Origin of the sequence: Streptomyces sp. PA03-1a (assembly GCF_033792805.1) — a bacterium.
Lineage (GTDB): Bacteria > Actinomycetota > Actinomycetes > Streptomycetales > Streptomycetaceae > Actinacidiphila.
The window spans coordinates 1-2,174 of the sequence record NZ_JARAVO010000453.1; the positions used below are offsets into that span (position 1 = coordinate 1).

The 2,174-nt window shown below is 72.8% G+C and carries 3 protein-coding genes; all 3 read left to right on the forward strand.

Features of this window, described 5'->3' with window-relative positions; translation table 11 throughout:
• The first annotated feature begins 66 nt into the window (after nt 1-66).
• Nucleotides 67-906 carry an ABC transporter ATP-binding protein gene (locus PV341_RS44790; RefSeq protein WP_500323778.1) on the forward strand — a complete coding sequence of 280 codons (840 nt, stop codon included), beginning with the start codon at nt 67-69 and terminating at the stop codon, nt 904-906.
• On the forward strand, nt 899-1,615 hold the full coding sequence (locus PV341_RS44795) for an ABC transporter ATP-binding protein (protein WP_500323777.1): 717 nt from the start codon (nt 899-901) through the stop codon (nt 1,613-1,615). The genes PV341_RS44790 and PV341_RS44795 overlap by 8 nt, the downstream gene beginning before the upstream one ends.
• Nucleotides 1,616-1,645: 30 nt before the next feature.
• On the forward strand, nt 1,646-2,174 hold a 529-nt coding region (locus tag PV341_RS44800), incomplete at its 3' end, for a branched-chain amino acid ABC transporter permease (protein ID WP_500360994.1).

A 2,174-nucleotide genomic window follows, 5' to 3' on the forward strand; every position in this document is an offset into this window, starting at 1 on the left:
GCTTTCAAATGTTTTTAGGGCCCTCGTCCCGTACCACCCCGCCGAACTCCCAAGGAAGGGTGACTGGTGGAAAGCCTCCTGCGCATCGACGGACTCGAGGTCTCCTTCGGAGGCCTGTCCGCGCTCGATGCGGTGTCCCTGTCGGTCCGGCCGGGCGAAGTGCTCGGCGTCATCGGGCCCAACGGGGCCGGAAAGACGACCCTGTTCAACGCGGTGTGCGGCTTCGTACCCCCGGCCGCCGGGACGCTGCACTGGCAGGACCGGGCACGGCCCTGGCCCCGGCCGCACCAGCTGGCCCGGCTCGGCATCGCCAGGACCCTGCAGGGTCTGGGGCTGTTCCCCCGGCTGACCGTGCTGGAGAACGTCATGGTCGGGGCGACCCGGCACGCGCGGGCGGGCTTCACCTCCGCGCTGCTGGGCCTGCCGCGTTCGGACCGCGACGAGCGGCTGCTGCGCCACCGTTCGCTGGCCGTCCTGCGCGAGCTCGGCGCGGAGGACGCCGCCGGCCGGCTCCCCGGCGAACTCCCCTACGGGGTGCAGAAGCAGGTGGCGCTCGCCCGGGCGCTCGCCGGTGAACCGCGGCTGCTGCTGCTCGACGAACCGGCCTCGGGGCTGTCCGAGGACGGCATGCGCGACCTGGGCGAGGTCATCTCGGGACTGCGCGAACGGATGGCGGTCATCCTCGTCGAGCACCACATGGACCTGGTCATGAGGGTCTGCGACCGGGTCCTCGTCCTGGACTTCGGCAAGGTCATCGCCCACGGCACCCCGGACGAGGTGCGCGACGACCCGCTGGTGACGGAGGCGTACCTCGGCGACGAGGTCACCGCGGGAGCGGCCGCGGCGCCTGCCGACACCGCCGCGCCGGGGGCACCCGGGTCCCGAGAGGAGTCCTCCCGTGCTTGAGGTCCGCGAACTCGTCGTCTCCTACGGCATGGTGCGGGCCCTGGACGAGGTGTCCCTCACCGTGGACCAGGGCAGCATCACCGCCGTGCTCGGGGCCAACGGCGCCGGCAAGACCACGCTGCTGCGCACGGTCAACGGACTCGTCCGGCCGCGCTCCGGCAGCGTCCTGCTCGACGGCACCGACATCTCCCGGCTGCCCGTCGAAGAGGTCGTGCGGCTGGGCCTGTCCCACGTACCCGAGGGCCGCGGGGTCATCACCGAGCTGACCGTCCACGACAACCTCCGGCTGGGCGGGCTGTGGCGGGGCCGGCGCGAGCGCAGGGCGCTGCAGTCCGCCGGCCTGGAGGAGGTCTACGCCCTCTTCCCCGCCCTGGCCGAGCGGCGCGCGCGGCCCGCGGAGACCCTCTCCGGCGGCGAGCGGCAGATGCTCGCCATCGGCAGGGCGCTGATGACCCGGCCGCGGCTGTTGCTGCTCGACGAACCGTCGCTGGGGCTCGCGCCCCGGGTCACCGCCCAGATCCTGGCCGTCCTGCGGGACCTGCGGGAGCGGCAGGGGCTCACCGTGCTCCTGGTGGAGCAGAACGCGCGCAGCGCCCTGTCCGTCGCGGACCACGGCGTCGTGCTGAACCTGGGGCGGGTGGTCGCGGCCGACGCGGCCGCGCGCCTCGCCACTGCGGAAGACCTCCGCCACGCCTACCTGGGGTTCTGAATGTACTTCATCAATCTGACACTGGGCGGGGTGAGCAGCGGCATCGTCTACGCGGCGGTCGCGCTGGCCCTGGTGCTCATCTGGCGGGCGACCCGGATCGTCAACTTCGCCCAGGGCGGCATGCTGATGATCACGACCTTCGTCGCCCTCGGCGTGATCCACGCGACCGGTTCGTACTGGCTCGGCCTGCTGGCCGCCCTCGCCTCGGGGTTCGTCCTGGGGGCGGTCGTGGAACGGGTGCTGGTCCGGCCGGTCGAGAACGGGCCGCCGATGAACGCGGTCATCGTCACGCTCGGACTCCTGCTGTTCCTGCAGGCGGTGGCCGGGATGGTGTGGGGCGGCTCGCCGCGCTCCTTCCCGCCGCTGCTCGGCATCAAGGGCTTCACGGTGGGCGGTGCGAGGCTGCTGCTGTCGCCCTCGGACCTGTTCGTCATCGGGGCCGTGCTCGTGGTGATGGCGTTGCTCGTGCTGCTCTTCCGGGTCACCCCGGTGGGGCTGCGGATGCGGGCGGCGGCGTTCTCCCCCGAGGTGGCCCGGATGTTCGGGGTGCGGGTCGGGC